Annotated in this window: 11 protein-coding genes; 10 read left to right on the top strand and 1 reads right to left on the bottom strand. The window is 41.7% G+C overall.

What is annotated here, in order from left to right; translation table 11 throughout:
• The first annotated feature begins 202 nt into the window (after positions 1-202).
• Entirely contained in the window at positions 203-2,917 is a 2,715-nt protein-coding gene (locus BM130_RS03035; RefSeq protein ID WP_010528141.1) for a putative LPS assembly protein LptD, read from the top strand.
• A gap of 105 nt (positions 2,918-3,022) precedes the next feature.
• On the opposite strand, the gene BM130_RS03030 is transcribed toward BM130_RS03035, so the two are convergent.
• The gene (locus BM130_RS03030; RefSeq protein WP_010528140.1) at positions 3,023-3,997 is read right to left on the bottom strand and encodes a GlxA family transcriptional regulator; all 975 of its coding nucleotides are present in this window, start codon (positions 3,995-3,997) and stop codon (positions 3,023-3,025) included.
• 880 nt (positions 3,998-4,877) lie between these two features.
• Between BM130_RS03030 and BM130_RS03020 the strand changes: the two genes are divergently transcribed.
• From BM130_RS03020 to BM130_RS02980, 9 genes are all read left to right on the top strand, one after another.
• Positions 4,878-5,030: a tyrosine-type recombinase/integrase gene (locus tag BM130_RS03020; protein ID WP_074964256.1), complete on the top strand. Its 153-nt coding sequence runs from the start codon at positions 4,878-4,880 to the stop codon at positions 5,028-5,030.
• Between the two features lie 150 nt (positions 5,031-5,180).
• Positions 5,181-5,555: an ArsR/SmtB family transcription factor gene (locus BM130_RS03015; protein WP_010528138.1), complete on the top strand. Its 375-nt coding sequence runs from the start codon at positions 5,181-5,183 to the stop codon at positions 5,553-5,555.
• Positions 5,552-6,151, top strand: coding sequence for a mercuric transport protein MerTP (gene merTP, locus BM130_RS03010; protein ID WP_010528137.1), 600 nt, complete (start codon positions 5,552-5,554; stop codon positions 6,149-6,151). Before BM130_RS03015 ends, merTP begins: the two co-directional genes overlap by 4 nt.
• Position 6,152: 1 nt before the next feature.
• Positions 6,153-6,359 (top strand): GDCCVxC domain-containing (seleno)protein, encoded by a 207-nt coding sequence (locus BM130_RS15750; protein ID WP_008992943.1) that lies wholly within the window; start codon positions 6,153-6,155, stop codon positions 6,357-6,359.
• Positions 6,360-6,716: 357 nt separating this feature from the next.
• Positions 6,717-7,040 (top strand): DUF6660 family protein, encoded by a 324-nt coding sequence (locus BM130_RS15255; RefSeq protein ID WP_138956918.1) that lies wholly within the window; start codon positions 6,717-6,719, stop codon positions 7,038-7,040.
• Between the two features lie 308 nt (positions 7,041-7,348).
• Complete coding sequence (locus BM130_RS02990; RefSeq protein WP_010528135.1) at positions 7,349-11,761, top strand: CusA/CzcA family heavy metal efflux RND transporter; 4,413 nt, start codon at positions 7,349-7,351, stop codon at positions 11,759-11,761.
• A 27-nt stretch (positions 11,762-11,788) separates the two neighbouring features.
• Positions 11,789-13,003: an efflux RND transporter periplasmic adaptor subunit gene (locus BM130_RS02985; protein WP_010528134.1), complete on the top strand. Its 1,215-nt coding sequence runs from the start codon at positions 11,789-11,791 to the stop codon at positions 13,001-13,003.
• Between the two features lie 27 nt (positions 13,004-13,030).
• Positions 13,031-13,192 carry a hypothetical protein gene (locus BM130_RS15375; protein WP_157998111.1) on the top strand — a complete coding sequence of 54 codons (162 nt, stop codon included), beginning with the start codon at positions 13,031-13,033 and terminating at the stop codon, positions 13,190-13,192.
• Between the two features lie 93 nt (positions 13,193-13,285).
• On the top strand, positions 13,286-13,621 hold the full coding sequence (locus tag BM130_RS02980) for a P-II family nitrogen regulator (RefSeq protein ID WP_010528133.1): 336 nt from the start codon (positions 13,286-13,288) through the stop codon (positions 13,619-13,621).
• Positions 13,622-13,911: the final 290 nt, after the last annotated feature.

Raw genomic sequence — 13,911 nt, 5'->3', positions numbered from 1 at the left:
AATTACTGAGCTCTAAAAATCAAATAACCGAATTATCTTGCAAAGTTGAGAGTTTTCGCAACAAAATTCATCCCAAAAATAAAAAAACTTATCACCCCAATGATAAATTGGTCTCAATTTTGCGAAGGTTTTGCACCATTAAGACCTTTTTTTAGCTTATTTTTGTGCAGTTTTGGAAAATAAAAACAGAAGCTATTTAGTCTTGGCAACAATAAATCAATCATATAGATCGACATTTTTAAAGTTAGGCTTTCTACTGGCCTTTACTTTATTGAATCATCCTGTTATTTTAGCTACTATTCCGAGTGTATTTTATCAAACCGATTCATTAACATCTGTTGGTAGAAGAGATACCCTTATTTCCCAGCCTGACACGGTTTCCACCACAGGAAGAAAACCATTTATCGAGTCTGAAGTTAAATATTCTGCTTCCGATTCAATAACCTTTTTGGGTAGAAAAGTATTCTTATTCGGAGATGCCCAGGTAAGCTACCAGGATGTACTTCTTACGGCCTACAAAATTGAACTTGATCTTGACAGTAGTTTAGCATATGCTACCGGACGAATTGATTCAACAGGTAATGAAGTAGGATTACCGGTTTTTAAAGATCCCAGTGGGGAATATACTATGCGATCCATACGTTACAACTTTGAAACGGAAAAAGCCATTATTGAACATGTTGTAACCGAACAAGGTGAAGGGTATGTTGTGAGTCAAAAAGCCAAAAAAACCGAAGAAAATGTTTATTGTCTTAGAAATGGCAAATATACTACCTGCAACAATCATGATCACCCACACTTTTATCTAAACCTTACAAAGGCGAAGGTTATTCCCGGGAAAAAAATCATTACCGGTCCCGCCTATCTGGTTGTTGAAGATGTTATAATGCCTATCGCTATTCCTTTTGGCTTTGTACCCAGTACCTCTACCTACAGCTCTGGCTTTATCTTACCTTCGTATGGAGAAGAAAGCTCGCGTGGTTTTTTCCTCAGAGATGGTGGATACTATTGGGCTGCAAATGACTATTTTGATCTTTCGCTTACCGGTGATATTTACTCTAACCTTTCATGGGGGGCACGGGTAGCTTCCCGATACAAAGTAAGATATAAATTTTCAGGTAGCTTTAATTTTCAATATATTACCAATATTACCAGCGAAAAAGATTTACCTGATTATAGTAAATCCAAAGACATGTCCATTAGCTGGTCACACTCTCAGGATTCCAAAGCCAATCCTTACAGTCGTTTTTCTGCCAGCGTTAACTTTTCTACAAGTTCTTTCGACCGAAACAACGTGGGTAGCATTATTGACCCAGTTCAACTTGCCACAAATACCAAGCGGTCGAGCATCTCCTACTCCCGCCAGTGGCCCGATAGCCCCTTCAATCTATCAGTTAACCTTCAACATTCACAAAACAGCAGAGATACGACAATCGATTTAACCATGCCCAACCTTACTTTAACCATGAACCGCATTTATCCCTTCAAACGAAAAAATAAGGTGGGTTCGGATGAACGGTGGTATGAAAAAGTAAGTCTGAGTTATACCGGAAATGCTAGTAATACTATTTCTACCCATGAGAGTGAGTTGTTTGAATCCAGTTTGGCCCAAGACTGGAAGAACGGAATTCAACATAGTATTCCCGTAAGTATGAATTTCAAACTTTTTCGGTATTTTACCCTATCCCCCAGCTTTAGCTACAAAGAACGATGGTATTTTAAATCTATTAGAAAATCGTACGACGAGGAATCTCAGTCAATCGTTAACACTGATACCATTGAAGGTTTTAACCGCGTTTACGACTATAGTTTTTCAATAGGAACCCAAACCAAAATTTATACTTTTTACAGGCCTTCCAGAAAGCTTTTTGGAGATGCTATACAAGCTATCAGACATATGATGACACCCTCTGTCAGCATGTCTTATCGTCCGGATTTCAGTGATCCTAAATATGGATATTACGAATGGTTTGAATATTATGATGCAATTAATGATACCATAAAAAATTACGAATATTCAATTTACGAAGGGGCATTATACGGCTCGCCGGGAAAAGGAGAATCTGCTTCCATGTCTTTAGGCCTAAACAACAACCTTGAAATGAAGGTGAAAAGCAAAAAAGATTCAACCGGTTACAAGAAAATTTCCATATTGGAATCACTTAACTTTAGTACTTCTTATAATTTCCTGGCCGATTCGATGAACCTGCAAAAAATATCTATGAGTGGTCGCACCAAAATTTTTGGAACCTCTGTTAATTTCAATGCCATCTTTGACCCATATAGCATACAATTGAACCAAAATGGCTCGCCTACACGGGTGGACCGATACATATGGAAAGATAAGAAAAAAATAGCCAGGCTCGAGAGTGCCAGCCTTAGCTTCGGTTTAAACTTTGGATCCAAAACCTTTCAAAAAAAGGATAAAAGTCAATCCGATCCTGACCAAAACAATCAATTTCCCAATGACGGGCCTCCGCCAGGTAATGATAATATCAATCAACCGCCGCCAGTCGATGCCGAAACCATAAAACGAGAATATGCTCAATTTTCTATGCCTTGGAATATCTCATTAAATTACAATATGCGCGTCACTCAGGACGGTTTTAATGAGGAAAAAATGGATTATGACAAAAAAATTACGGCTGATGTTAGCATAAGCGGCAATATTGAACTTACGAAAAAATGGGGCATTAATTTTTCAACCGGTTATAGCTTCGATGACAAGGAACTATCGCATACCAACATCCGAATTTCCAGAGATTTACATTGCTGGAATATGAGCTTTAATTTGGTACCCATAGGAACCTATAAATCTTACTTCTTTTCTATAGCCGTCAACAGTAGTATGCTGCGTGACCTTAAGTATGAAAAACGGAGCCATGCCAGAGATAATGCCAGCTTTAGTAGTTTTTGATCTGCTTTAAAGGTGTGGCGATTCCTTAAAGAAATAAGAAACGTATTTTGAGAATGGAAAGCCACAATATAACTAAATTTCTAATATAATCTACTCAATGCAATTTTACCATACTTGTTCAAATTTTCTGCTATACTCAAGGGGAGTAATCCCTACATTTTTTTTAAAGACCTCTCGAAACGATTTGGGGTCGTTATAGCCACAATCGTACATCACTTCAGTAACTGATTTTCTTCCCTTCTCTAACTGTCTTTTAGCTTTTTCAACCCTTACTTTTTGAGTGTATTTCACGATAGAAAATCCCGTAGCCGATTTAAACCTTCGTTCCAACGTACGCCTTACCAAATGGAACTTTTCTGCCAGTTGGGCAATGGTGAATTTTTCGGCAAAGTGATTTTCAATAAAATCCTGCACCTGCAAGACCACCTCATCCGCATGTTGTTTTGCACCAATGAATTGACTGTACACCGATTGTCTGGTACGATCAATATCAATCATAAAGGTTTTGGCAAGAAAAAGCGCCAATTCCCGTCCACCAAATTTTTCTACCACATACAAGATCAGATTGGTAAAGGCGTAGGCCCCACCGCTGGTAATAAGTCGTTGCTCATCGGTGATGATGCGTTCTTCTTTCACTCTAACCTCTGGAAATAAGGCTTTAAGCTCTGCGGCATGCTGCCAGTGGGTGGAGCAGCTTTTTCCATTCATTAAGCCCGTGGCAGCCAACAGATAAGCACCAATGCAAAGGGAGGCCACCGTTGCACCTTTTTGGTACTGTTCCGATACAAAGGCAATCAACGAAGTATTGTTTTGTATAACCACATTTGGTGCCTGGTGAACGGCAGGAATCAAAATCAAATCGGTGCGCGCGATGTCCTGCCATTGTTTGGTAGGTGCCACCTCTGCCCTACCAGGCTTCGGACGGTCTGCTTCTTCAAATCCAACCAAATCAATGCAAAATAAATCCTTGCCGCTTTGCATTTTGTGCCTGTGGCTGGCTGCAGCCAACATTTGTCTACACCCCATAATGTTAACCACACTGTAATCGCCCCGGGGAATTAAAATAGATATATGCTTCATAAGTGATTGGTTTTTAACAAAATTAACGAAACCATATGTCGCAATCTACCCGTTCAATTGTCGGATTTTCACTTTATGAAAAAGATTCATGAACCATACTTTTAAATCAGCATAATGGATATGCAAATGAGCAAAACTTTTTTGTGGCTATCCATCCCACATCCACGCTCGATGACGTGTTCGAATTCTATTTTGTTATTTTTTTCCATGGTGTTTATACCTTTTCAAAGGTACTACGTTCGCACACCATTATAATCATCCTCCTGTCTGTCAAAATGCTTTGTTATGGATGTTTCATCTCATTAAAATTATTTGTGTCATTTGCATTCGATGTAATTCTCGATGAATTTTAATTCTTTTTGTTTTTGAATTTGAAGAATTAAAATTCATGTTCGTTTCATAATGCTTTTTTCGCGATGAATCTTTATCGTTTTTACTTATATGCTAAAATAACAAATCTATTTACATGTACTTTAGATTTGTCATTACTTTTTTTAGTTAATGATAGCTTACACCGAACTTTTTCTTGAAAATACCTATAAAAAATAGACAACAGAGATTAACTTCATCACCGTACAAAAATTGAATTTACACACACTTGCATACAAACAAAATTTATATATATTTGTATATATAAAAATATGATTTGATGCCTGTAAAGCCTAAAATAATCCTCTCTTTAGCCCAACACCGGAAGATGGATGTTGTAAAAATAGCGTTTACAGATTACGATGTTTTTAGATCACCATTCAATAAAACAGTGTTTAATAAAGTTTTCGCCCCTGTTGCGACCATAGTTCGTATGGCCCCCCAAATCTCAACACACCAAAGGTCTTAGCAGAAAAAAAAAGAAGAGATTAACAACTACATATTAACACTCATGTGCCACTCATTTGCAACTCATTTATTAGAACATGGTGTCGACCTTAGATACATTCAAACGTTTTTAGGTCATAAATCGAGTACCACAACCGAAATTTATACCCACGTGGCAACTAATTCTTTTATTAATATAAAAAACTTGTTAGATTGAACAGAAACATAAGGCGGATAAAAGACATATGTCGTTTATCCCACCGTTAGCGGTCAGGCAAAAAAACGCCCCGAGAAACTAATCGGGTTATTTTTAAAATATTGTATTTTAGCATTTGCTTAAATAAACAAGTTGACTATCTTTGTGCTTATGGAAAATAATTCTTGCATAAGACAACAAGCGGACATTAAACAAATCAACCGTTGTAAAGACCGAGTTGCAGAACTCAACGGCTCGTTTGACTACTTATCGAACGGACTTGAATTGGCGGGTAACAACGTCAGACTGAAAATCCTATTCCTACTTTACGAAGAGAAACAACTTTGCGTTTGCGACCTGAGTGACATTCTTGGAATGACCATTTCGGCAGTTTCTCAACACCTGCGAAAACTCAAAGACCGAAAACTCATTGAAACAGAAAGGCAAGCACAGACCATTTTCTATTCGCTGACAAACGAATACAAAAACTTGCTTGAACCGTTTTTCATAATACTTGACGAAAACAAAATTTTGGAGACAATATGAAAAAGGACAATAAACTAATCGGAGCAGGAATTTTAACGGCATTCGCTGCTTCTCTATGCTGTATTACACCAGTTTTGGCACTAATTGCAGGAACAAGCGGACTTGCTGCCTCTTTTTCGTGGCTTGAACCTTTCCGACCGTATTTAATTGGTTTGACAATTTTGGTTCTTGGTTTTGCTTGGTATCAAAAACTAAAACCGAAAAAGGAAATAGACTGTGATTGTGAAACTGATGAAAAGCCAAAATTCATTCAGAGTAAAAAGTTTTTAGGAATTGTTACAGCATTCGCAATTGTAATGCTTGCCTTTCCTTACTATGCACTTATTTTCTACCCTAAGACAGAAAAACAAGTAATAGTAGTTGACAAATCAAATTTACAGACCGTTGAGTTTACTATCAGCGGAATGACTTGTGCAGGATGCGAAGAACACGTAAACCACGAAGTGAACAAACTTTCAGGAATAATCAAATCAACTGCTTCATACGAGAATGGAAACGCAATCGTTGAATTTGACAACTCAAAAACTAACATAGCCGAAATCGAAACAGCAATTAACGGAACAGGATATTCAGTAAGAGACAAAAAGGAAAAATAAAATGGAAATAAAATTGCAATCAACAATCACTTGCCCCAACTGCGGACACAAAAAAGAAGAAACAATGCCGACAGATGCTTGCCAATACTTTTACGAGTGCGAAAACTGCAAAACTGTATTGAAACCACAACAAGGAGACTGCTGTGTTTATTGCAGTTATGGGAGCGAGAAATGTCCACCAATTCAACAAGACGAGAAATGTTGCTGACCGAAGAAAAAAAGCCCGAACCGCTAACAATGTATATACAAAATAGGCGAAATAGCAGTAAATTCAACGGTTGTAGCTCGCTTCAACTTCATCTCGGTTTGATAAGTTTGAAGCCCGCAATCGCCTACTTTGCATATACTAAACGTTGGGGCACATGCAAAAAAGACAACGGACACATTGACAATGACGAGTAACAAAAAACATATCATTTTACAAACCGACTGTACGACCGGACTAACTCGATTTGACCAACCTTGTAACCGGACAAGGACAATGATGACTAACAAGAAAGAAAAAAGAAAAAGCCCCCGCTTCACATTTTTGAAAATTCAAGATCTTTCTTTATTTTCGCAAACTATGAAATGGCTATGCTACATATTGGCAGTTTATTTTCTGGGTCTTTCGTTCATAACCTGCGCGGGTGATCTTAGCAATTATTCCTCTACTGAAAATCAGCAGGTTGTAATGAGCAGTGATTCCCATTCCGGGCACGATAACGGGTCATCTTCCAATGACTTATGTAATCCAATATGCTCCTGCCATTGTTGCCATATCCATGTTATCTTCCCCAATGCAATGAGCGAAGCCAATCCACTTGGCAATCCATCGCATTACCCTTTTTATCATCAAAATTTCAAAAGCCTCGACCTCTTCGAGCTTTTTATTCCTCCAATGGCCTAAACCCGGGCAATTTCAGGATAGTTATGCCTTTTCATCTCCTCAGAGGAGCTGATAGAGCAGCTATTTTAATAATCCTGATTTCATAAGCCTTTTTTGTATCAGGCCGGAAAACGGCATTATCTGTAGCAAGAATTTTTAATTCAAGAAAAGGGCAGTTGAGTAAAAAGAAAAAAGGCAGCGAGAAAGTTACCTGGCAAAAAGTGCTAAAGTGGTTCTTTATTGCCATTGCTTGTATAATCCTGCTCTTAGCCACTATCGAACGGATACATCATTACTTCACTGTCCATTTAAAATAACATCAAAGCATTATGATAGACAAAATCATTTCCTTTTCCATAAGGAATAAATTTATTGTGGGCCTGCTCACGCTGGCCCTCATAGGAGTAGGCATCTACTCCATGTCCACGGTTAACCTCGGTTCGGTGCCGGATATCACCAACAACCAAGTACAGGTAATAACCGTATCAGAAAACCTGGCTGCCGAAGATATCGAGCAGTTTGTCACTTATCCTGTGGAGTTGGCCATGGGAAATCTTCCCGGAGTGGAAGAAATCCGTTCCGTTTCAAGGTTTGGCCTGTCGGTCGTCACCATCGTTTTTGAAGACGATATGGGTACTTATCTGCCCCGCCAACTGGTACAGGAAAAACTGAATGAATTACAGGAGACCATCCCTGAAAAGTTTGGCGACCCAACTATGGGCCCTATTTCTACAGGCTTGGGCCAGATCTATGAATATACCATCCAACCGAAACCGGGTTATGACACAGTCTACAGCCCGATGGAACTGCGAACCATTCAGGATTGGATCGTAAAAAGACAACTCACCTTGCTTGATGGTGTGGTGGAGGTCAACTCATTTGGTGGTTACATCAAACAATACGAAGTGGCTATTAATCCTGAAAAGCTCAACGCTATGGATGTGAGCATTTCAGAGGTTTACCGTGCCCTTGCCCGAAATAACGTAAATACTGGCGGTGCTTACATCGAAAAAAACCGGATGTCCAATTTCATTCGCGGGGAAGGACTGGTGCGCTCTCTGGACGACATACGGAGTATTGTAATCCGAAACGAAAATGGTATTCCCATCACCATTGATGACGTTGCCGAGAAAGTACATTTTGGTCACCAGGTGCGCTACGGGGCTTTTACCCGTGATGGTAAAGAAGCCGTAGGTGGCATAATAATGATGCTGAAGGGATCCAACCCTAATGCCGTTATCCAAAACGTGAAAGAGCGCATGGAGGAAGTAGAAAAATCGCTTCCCGAAGGGCTCACGATTGAGCCAATCATAGATCGAAGCGAACTTATAGGAAGGACAACTAGTACGGTAAAGACAAACCTGATTGAAGGCGCACTGATCGTAATATTTGCACTGGTAATCATCCTGGGGAGTTTGCGCGGGGGCCTGATTACGGCCACTACCATACCCTTGTCCCTGCTCTTCGCTTTCATTTTGATGAAGCAGTTCAATGTGTGGGCTAATTTAATGAGCCTAGGCGCTATTGACTTCGGGATCATCATTGACGGGGCGGTCATCATCATTGAAGGAACGGTTTACGAAATCCAGAAACGCATCCGCTCAGGAAAGATTAAATTCAACCAGGACGTGATGGATGAGGTGGCTTACGATGCCGGCAGTACGATGATGAGTTCGGCATTTTTCGGACAGATTATCATCCTGATCGTATTCGCCCCTATTCTTTTCCTCACGGGTGTGGAGGGTAAAATGTTCCAGCCGATGGCCTACACCTTCGGGTTTGCTATGATAGGCGCCATTATCCTGTGTCTGACCTATGTGCCAATGATGTCGGCCTTGTTTATGAAACCCATCCAAAACAAAAAGAACTGGTTTGGAAAGTTTGAACGCTGGCTGGAAAAAATCAGTGATAAAGTCATTGGTGGCATTCATTGGGCCTATCTGCCCTTACTCAAAAGTGCACTCCGGTTTAAAACAATGGTAATTATCGTTGCTGTTGTTCTGCTCGGCATAGCGGGCTATACCTTTTCCCGAATGGGAGGAGAATTTGTACCCCAACTGGATGAAGGTGATATCGCCATGCAGGCATTGATAAGGCCGGGAAGTTCGCTGAGTGAGGCAATAGATGTTTCCTATAAAATTGAGAACCTGTTACTGGAGAATTTCCCTGAAATCAAAACCGTAACAGCTCGCATAGGTGTGGCCGACATTCCTACCGACCCTATGCCAATGGATATTGCCGATATGTACCTCATTCTGGAAAAAGACCGGGATAAGTGGACTACGGCAGAAACGAAGGAAGGGCTTATTGACGAAATCAAGGAACTGCTTGAAGAGCGGTTGACTGGTGTCAACCTTGTGTTCACACAACCTGTGGAACTTCGATTCAATGAACTTTTGGAGGGAGTGCGCGAAGACATTGCTGTCAAGCTCTATGGTGAAGACCTGGATGTATTGGCTACCAAAGTTCAGGAAATGGCCGATATTATTGAGACCGTGCCGGGTGCAGGTGATGTTAATCCCGAACGGACTTCGGGTTTGCCTCAAATGACCGTGCGCTATAACCGCAAGAAAATGGCGCAATACGGCTTGGACATTGAAAAGGTGAACGCCTACATCAGTTCTGCTTTTGCAGGTGGAAAGGCAGGGGTGATTTTTGAAGGCGAAAAACGCTTTGATCTGGTCATCCGTTTTGATGAGGCCCACCGCCAGGGCATTGACGACTTACGGACACTGTACATTGATCTTGAGGACGGAACACAAATCCCTATTAAGGAGGTAGCCGACATTAGCTACCAACCAGGTCCGATGCAGATTAGCCGCGACAATACCTACCGTAGGACTTACGTAGGTGTAAACGTGCGAGGCAGGGATGTGGAGTCGGTAGTAAATGACATACAGGCTAAATTGGATGATCAATTGGATTTACCATCTGGCTATTATATTACGTATGGTGGCGAATTTGAGAATTTACAGAGTGCCAAAAAACGGCTCACTATTGTAGTGCCCATTGCACTCTTTTTGATTTTCGTGCTGCTCTATTTTGCCCTTAAGTCATTTTCGCAATCCATTATGATCTACATGGCCATTCCCCTGGCAGCTATTGGGGGCGTTTTTGCCTTGTGGATGAGAGATATGCCATTTAGTATTTCAGCCGGTGTTGGATTTATTGTGCTTTTCGGGGTAGCAGTGCTAAATGGTTTGGTTCTGATCAACCGCTTCAATTCCCTCAAAGAAGAAGGGGTGACCAGCTTAAAGGATCGAATTTTGACCGGTACCAAAGAAAGGATTCGCCCCATCATGCTTACGGCAACCACGGATATATTCGGTTTCCTGCCTATGGCTTTCTCGGCATCTGCCGGAGCGGAAGTGCAACGGCCTTTGGCCACCGTAGTAATTGGCGGAATGCTGTCGGCTACACTTCTTACGCTGGTTGTACTGCCTGTACTCTATACCTTCGTTGAGAAACGCAGGGAAAAGAAAATCGGAAACCAGGGGCATAAAACAGCGCTGAACACCATCGTTCTACTCATTGGTTTAGGTAGTTTTCTTGGCTTTTCCCAATCTGCAAAGGCGCAAGGAATAAACCCGGATACCTTGCAAAGCATTTCACTTGAAGATGCCCTAAATCGGGCTGTTGAGTATTTCCCTCAGATCAAGGCCAAAAGGCTTCAAATAGAAAGCGAAGCAGCGCTGAAGAAAACAGCCTGGGACTTTGGGAACACCCAAATTTTCACGGGAGCGGAAGAAGCAAGCAGCAATACTGATGGAGTTTATACGCGGATAGGGGTTCAACAACAAAATATTGATGTTTTTGGAATTGCTCCACGACTGCGCTTGCAAAAGGAACGGGTAGCCCTTGCCGAAAGCGCTCTCGATCTGTCATTAACAGAGCTTAAACGAGAAGTGAAGTTGGCCTGGGGCCAGGTTTACACCGCTAAAAACATCTACCAGGTGTACAACCGTTTGGATTCGCTCTTTACCGATATAGAACGAGCGGCAGATGTGAGATTGGAAGTAGAAGAAACTTCTAAACTGGCCTATTTGGCCACTAAAAACCAGGCCAATGAAGTGCGCATCCAAAAGGAACAGGCCTATCGCGATTACCTGGGCGCTTTGCAGCGGCTCAACTTATGGCTGGTCAGCGATACCCTTTATACAGTACCGGATGTGCCCAGTGAGCAATTGACCGGAATCCTTAATTATGACTTGGATTCCCTAAGTACTCACCCTTTGCTTAACGTGTATCAACAGCAAATAAAAGTGGCAGATGCGCGGTTAAAGGAAAGAAGATCGGAGTTTTTACCAAAACTACAAGTTCAGTATAGCTGGCAAGAAGTTGGGGGGAAAACCGGGTTTTACACCTACCAAATAGGCATACAGATCCCCTTGTTTTTTGGTCCTGAGCTGGGCCGTACTCAAGAGGCTAAAATCCAGCGCGAAATTGCCACGGAAAATCTCAGGCAAAATCAGCTACAACTCAATGCCGAATACCAATCCATGCTGGAAGAATACCTGAAATGGCGTAACTCATGGATTTACTATCGTGACCAGGCATTGCCGCTGGCCCGCGAGCAAAGAAAAGGTTCGATAACGGCTTACCGTGAAGGCGCAATAGACTATGTAAGTTTTTTGCAAAACATAAGGGATGCAATCCGCATAGAAGTGGATTCATGGAATGCTTTGGGCAATTACCTGGACAGCCGCTATGAACTTGAATACTATTTACAAACAACAAACTAAAACCGGTAACGGATAAAAATAAACGACATGAAAAATCAGATCATAAAATTATTTGCACTGCTATTTATAGCAGGTTTTGTTTCGGCCTGTGGCAACGAAACCGATGGCGATGGGCATAATCACGAGGAAGGTGAGCAGCACGAATCGCACGAAGGCCACGGTGAAGAAGGTATGGGCGAAGTTCATTTGTCCAACTTAAAATTTAAGAGCCTGGGGATGAAAGTGGACACTATGCCCACTCGCCCCATATCGGGCGTGGTAGAAGCCAATGGCCAGTTGGAAGTGCCACCACAACACGAGGCCACCGTTACAGCGATAGTTGGAGGCAATATCACTTCCATCAAAGTGATAGAAGGGGATAAGGTCAGTAAAGGCCAGGTGCTGGCCTACCTGTCTCACCCTGATCTAACCGAGATTCAAACCAAGTACATCACGGCCTACAACCGCAGTGAATACCTTAAGCAGGAATACAACCGGCAAAAGAAGCTGTACGAAGAAGAAGTAGGTTCCGGCAAAACCTTTCAGGAGACCAAGTCTGACTATCAATCCATGAAAGGAGAAGTAAAGGGCTACGAAGCCCAACTGCGCCAGTTGAACCTGAATGTAGAGAAAATCAGGAATGGCGATGTGTATGAGCAGGTACCGGTGGTAAGCCCCATAGATGGCTACATTGAAAAAGTGTTGATCCAGTTAGGTCAGTACATTCAGCCGCAAACGGGAATGTTCAAAATTGTCAATACCAAACATATTCATGCTGACCTGATGGTATTCGAAAAAGATGTGTACAAAGTGAAAGAAGGGCAGAAAGTTTCTTTTACTGTGGAGTCCGTGCCCGGCACACGGCTAACTGCAAAAATCTTTGCAGTAGGGAAACAGTTCGAACAAAACCCCAAAGCGGTTCACGTCCACGCAGAAATTGAGCAAAAGAAGGAATTCCTGATACCAGGGATGTACATCAACGGAAATATCTACACGGAAAATAAGGCTGTAAAAGCCCTGCCGGAAGGAGCTATTATCGAGGAAGAAGGCAAACCCTATATCTTCATTGCCGAACAGCACAATGAAGACGGTGAGACGGAATGGGCCTTCAAACCGGTGGAAATACGTACCGGTATTGCCGATGAGGGTTGGGTGGAAATAAACTTGTTGGAACCACTACCTGCGGGAACAAAAGTCGCCTGGAACAATGCCTATTACCTGATCTCAGAGATGAAGAAAAGCCAGACATCGCATAGTCATTAATTATCTTAAAATTAAATACATACCATTATGAAGACGAGTTTTTTAAAACTGTGGATTGCTTCTTTCATAATAGCCGGAGGCTTTATGGCTACCGGCTGTAACTCGAAGCAACAGGAAGGCACACACCAGCACGAAAATAGCGAGGAGCATGGGGAGTCAGAAGAAAACCATGAAGGCCACGACCATTGAGAAAGCCTCTTGAAATGAATTTAGCAGCGCATTGGCAGCAGGCCAATACCGGTTTTTTGCCAATGCGCTACAATCAATAAAAATAAAGGAATTATGAAAGAAATAAAAGCATTTATCAAGCCCAAGCGGGCACAGGTAGTCATTGAAGCCTTGAGCGAGGCTGGTTTTCAAAGCATGACTATCTCACAGGCAGAGGGTACAGGAGCCCACAAAGCAAAGGGCGCCTCACCCTCTCTTGATTTTCATGTTACCGATAGCCCGGTGGTAAAGCTGGAGCTGGTCTGCCAGAATGAAGAAATGGATAAAGCGGTACAGTTGATAATTGGCAAGGCCAAAACACCTGAGCCGGGAGATGGGATTATATACGTTTCGGAAATTGAGGATGCGTTTCGGATAAAAACGGGTGAGTCGATCCGAAAACAGGTCTAAAGCGATTTTAAGATGTTAATGCGTCCAGTTGAAATGAAACACCGGTATGTGGAGGAGGGACATGCTGCAAACAACAATGATTTGAACATAAACAGACTTAGAAACCCATGAACAATTAGTAAGATGATGCAGATAATGGAAACAAAAGAGGAAAACTTGATTGCCGCTAAAATCAGCGGTAAAATCTCCAAAAAATGTTAAAATAAGGAAGAAGTATACCAGGAATGTTCACGAAAAGTATACCACTAAAATAGGGGAAAATTAATCAATTTTCGCATAATCTTTAATTC

It is taken from the genome of Thermophagus xiamenensis (assembly GCF_900112795.1).
Classification (GTDB): Bacteria; Bacteroidota; Bacteroidia; order Bacteroidales; family Marinilabiliaceae; genus Thermophagus; species Thermophagus xiamenensis.
Note: the sequence above shows the minus strand (reverse complement) of the source record. Positions and strands in the feature narration are given on the sequence as shown.

What these genes read in the sequence shown, in the direction of transcription:
- BM130_RS15375 (WP_157998111.1), top strand. Translation starts at nt 13,031, where the DNA reads ATGAAGACGAGTTTTTTAAAACTGTGGATTGCTTCTTTCATAATAGCC.
- BM130_RS02980 (WP_010528133.1), top strand. Translation starts at nt 13,286, where the DNA reads ATGAAAGAAATAAAAGCATTTATCAAGCCCAAGCGGGCACAGGTAGTC.
- BM130_RS02985 (WP_010528134.1), top strand. Translation starts at nt 11,789, where the DNA reads ATGAAAAATCAGATCATAAAATTATTTGCACTGCTATTTATAGCAGGT.
- BM130_RS03030 (WP_010528140.1), bottom strand. Translation starts at nt 3,997, where the DNA reads ATGAAGCATATATCTATTTTAATTCCCCGGGGCGATTACAGTGTGGTT.
- BM130_RS02990 (WP_010528135.1), top strand. Translation starts at nt 7,349, where the DNA reads ATGATAGACAAAATCATTTCCTTTTCCATAAGGAATAAATTTATTGTG.
- merTP (WP_010528137.1), top strand. Translation starts at nt 5,552, where the DNA reads ATGAAAAAGGACAATAAACTAATCGGAGCAGGAATTTTAACGGCATTC.
- BM130_RS03020 (WP_074964256.1), top strand. Translation starts at nt 4,878, where the DNA reads ATGTGCCACTCATTTGCAACTCATTTATTAGAACATGGTGTCGACCTT.
- BM130_RS15750 (WP_008992943.1), top strand. Translation starts at nt 6,153, where the DNA reads ATGGAAATAAAATTGCAATCAACAATCACTTGCCCCAACTGCGGACAC.
- BM130_RS03015 (WP_010528138.1), top strand. Translation starts at nt 5,181, where the DNA reads ATGGAAAATAATTCTTGCATAAGACAACAAGCGGACATTAAACAAATC.
- BM130_RS15255 (WP_138956918.1), top strand. Translation starts at nt 6,717, where the DNA reads ATGAAATGGCTATGCTACATATTGGCAGTTTATTTTCTGGGTCTTTCG.